Genomic DNA, 2,886 nt, shown 5'->3' with positions numbered 1-2,886 from the left:
CTCCCACATGGGATAGTTTTCATTGGGGCCTGGGTTACTTCCCACCGCTCCCCGCCACGCTCTCCCCACCGCGCGTCAGGTAATACGCGCCGAGTATCGGCAGCATCGTCACCAACATCACCAGCATCGCGACCACATTGGTCACTGGCACATCGCGAGGGCGGCTGAGCTGGTTGAGCAGCCAGAGCGGCAGCGTGCGCTCATGACCGGCGGTGAACGTGGTGACGATGATTTCATCGAACGACAAGGCAAACGCCAGCATCCCGCCGGCCAACAGCGCCGACCCCAGGTTCGGCAGGATGATGTAGCGAAAGGTCTGCCAGCCGTCGGCGCCCAGGTCCATCGACGCTTCGATCAGACTGTGGGAGGTGCGGCGCAGGCGGGCGATGACGTTGTTGTAAACGATCACCACGCAGAAGGTTGCATGGCCGACGATGATGGTGAACATGCCGGGTTCGATGCCCAGGGTCTTGAAGGTCGCCAACAGTGCGATGCCGGTGATGATCCCCGGTAACGCAATCGGCAGGATCAGCATCAGCGAGATACCCTGCTTGCCAAAAAAATCACGGCGGTACAGTGCCGCCGACGCGAGCGTGCCGAGCACCATGGCGATCAGGGTAGCGACGGCGGCGACCTGCAATGACAACTTGATCGCCTCCAGCACGTCCGGGCGCGAGAAGGCGACGCTGAACCACTTCAGGGTCAAGCGCTTGGGCGGGAAGCTGAACGCAGCGTCTTCGGTGTTGAAGGCATAAAGGAAAATGATCAGGATCGGGAAATGCAGGAACACCAGCCCGCCCCATGCCGCGATCCGCAAGCCCCACGAAGCCTTGGAGTCAGAGTGCATCGAAAGCCCCCAGTCGCTTGACGACAGACAGATAGATGGCGATCAGCACGATGGGCACCAGCGTGAACGCCGCGGCCATGGGCATGTTGCCGATGGCGCCTTGCTGGGCGTAGACCATGCTGCCAACGAAGTAGCCCGGCGGGCCCACCAGCTGGGGCACGATGAAATCCCCCAGGGTCAGCGAAAAGGTGAAGATCGAGCCAGCGGCGATGCCCGGGATCGACAGCGGCAGGATTACCTGCATGAAGGTCTGGCGTGGCCTGGCGCCGAGGTCCGCCGAAGCTTGCAACAGCGATGGCGGCAGCCGTTCCAGGGAGGCCTGGATCGGCAGGATCATGAACGGCAGCCAGATGTAGACGAACACCAGGAAGCGCCCCAGGTGCGAGGTCGACAGCGTGCTGCCACCGACGCCGGGAATGCCCAGCACGAACTGCAACACCGGCCCCAGTCCCAGGTGCTGGATGAACCACTGCGCCACGCCGCCCTTGGCCAGCAACAACGTCCAGGCGTAGGCCTTGACGATATAACTGGCCCACATTGGCAGCATCACCGCGATGTAGAAAAACGCTTTGGTCTTGCCACTGGTATAGCGCGCCATGTAGTAGGCGATCGGGAAGGCGACGATGGCGCTGGCGATGGACACCGCGATCGCCATGGTCAATGTGCGCGCAATGATGTCGAAATTCGACGGCTGGAACAGCGCCGCAAAATTGGCCAGGGTCAGGTCCGGCGTGACCGCCATGGTGAAGTCGTCGAAGGTATAGAAACCCTGCCACAGGAGAGTCAGCAGCGAGCCCAGGTAGATCGCGCCGAACCAGATCAGCGGTGGCACCAGCAACAGCGACAGGTACAGGTTGGGTCGCCGGTACAGCAGGTTCGAAAAGCGTCGCAACGGCGAATCGTGCGTCACGGTTTCAGTCATGGCCAGGGTGCTCATCTCAAACCTCACCGCCGGCAGTGTCATGCAGGGCGACCATTGCCTCGCGGGCCCAGCGTACGGCGAGGTGCTGGCCGGTCTGGTGCTGGGCGCCGCTGTCGTTCCATCGGCTGTTGGCCTGGCTGAGACTCAAAGTCTGGCCGTTTTCCAGCTTCAACTCGTAGCGCGTGGCACTGCCCTGGTACTGGATGTCGTGAAGCAGACCGCTGACTTCGATTTCATCGCCGGCCAGCGGACCTTCGGCAAAGCGCACATGTTCCGGGCGGATCGAGAACGGCTGTGGATAACCGCTCAGTTGCCCGGCCAGCTCACCGCGAATAACGTTGGAAGTGCCGACGAATTCGGCGACGAAGGTGGTGGCCGGCTTCATGTACAGGTTGCGCGGGGTATCGACCTGTTCGATCCGACCCTTGTTGAACACCGCCACGCGATCGGACATCGACAGTGCCTCGGTCTGATCGTGGGTAACGAAGATGAAGGTGATACCCAACTGGCGTTGCAGTTTTTTCAACTCGCTTTGCATCTGTTCGCGCAACTTCAGGTCGAGCGCGCCCAAGGGCTCATCCAGCAGCAACACACGCGGGCGATTGACCAGCGCGCGGGCCAGGGCAACGCGCTGGCGCTGGCCGCCGGACAGTTGCACCGGCTTGCGTTCGCCATAGCCGCCCAGGTCAACCATCTCCAGTGCCTCGTCGGCGCGCTTGATGCGCTCGGCCTTGGCGACGCCTTTGACTTTCAGGCCGTAGGCGACGTTGTCGCGCACGTTCATGTGTGGGAACAGGGCGTAGTCCTGGAAGACCGTGTTGACGTCTCGCTGATACGGCGCGAGCCCGACGGCTTCCTCTCCGTGGATGCGAATCGAACCGGCGCTGGGCTGCTCGAACCCGGCGATCAGCCGCAGGCAAGTGGTCTTGCCCGAGCCGGACGGGCCGAGCATGGAAAAGAACTCGCCGTCCTGGATGTCGATGGAGACCCGATCAACGGCCTTCACCTCGCCGAACTGACGGGAAACATGGGTGAACTGGACTGCAAGCGTCATGGTGCGGGGCTCCAGAAAGCGGGGCGGGTATGAAATCGCAACAGTTGGAACGCGGTCCCGTGG

At 62.2% G+C, this 2,886-nt stretch carries 3 protein-coding genes; all 3 read right to left on the bottom strand.

The window, feature by feature from the left end; translation table 11 throughout:
• Positions 1–34 precede the first annotated feature (34 nt).
• The 3 genes from ACE04F_RS25815 to ACE04F_RS25805 are packed head-to-tail and all read right to left on the bottom strand — an operon-like array spanning position 35 to position 2,823.
• Positions 35–847 (bottom strand): ABC transporter permease, encoded by an 813-nt coding sequence (locus ACE04F_RS25815; protein ID WP_486110480.1) that lies wholly within the window; start codon positions 845–847, stop codon positions 35–37.
• Positions 837–1,784, bottom strand: coding sequence for an ABC transporter permease (locus ACE04F_RS25810; protein ID WP_486110479.1), 948 nt, complete (start codon positions 1,782–1,784; stop codon positions 837–839). The genes ACE04F_RS25815 and ACE04F_RS25810 overlap by 11 nt, the downstream gene beginning before the upstream one ends.
• 1 nt (position 1,785) lies before the next feature.
• A complete protein-coding gene (locus tag ACE04F_RS25805) occupies positions 1,786–2,823 on the bottom strand; it encodes an ABC transporter ATP-binding protein (RefSeq protein ID WP_486110478.1) in 1,038 nt (345 codons plus the stop codon).
• Positions 2,824–2,886: the final 63 nt, after the last annotated feature.

This window comes from Pseudomonas sp. AGC41 (assembly GCF_057334555.1).
The sequence above is the reverse complement of the archived record's forward strand: the minus strand, read 5'-3'. Positions and strand labels throughout refer to the sequence as shown.

Excerpts from the sequence above, each read along its gene's own strand:
- ACE04F_RS25805 (WP_486110478.1), bottom strand. The coding sequence starts at position 2,823 with ATGACGCTTGCAGTCCAGTTCACCCATGTTTCCCGTCAGTTCGGCGAG.
- ACE04F_RS25815 (WP_486110480.1), bottom strand. The coding sequence starts at position 847 with ATGCACTCTGACTCCAAGGCTTCGTGGGGCTTGCGGATCGCGGCATGG.
- ACE04F_RS25810 (WP_486110479.1), bottom strand. The coding sequence starts at position 1,784 with ATGAGCACCCTGGCCATGACTGAAACCGTGACGCACGATTCGCCGTTG.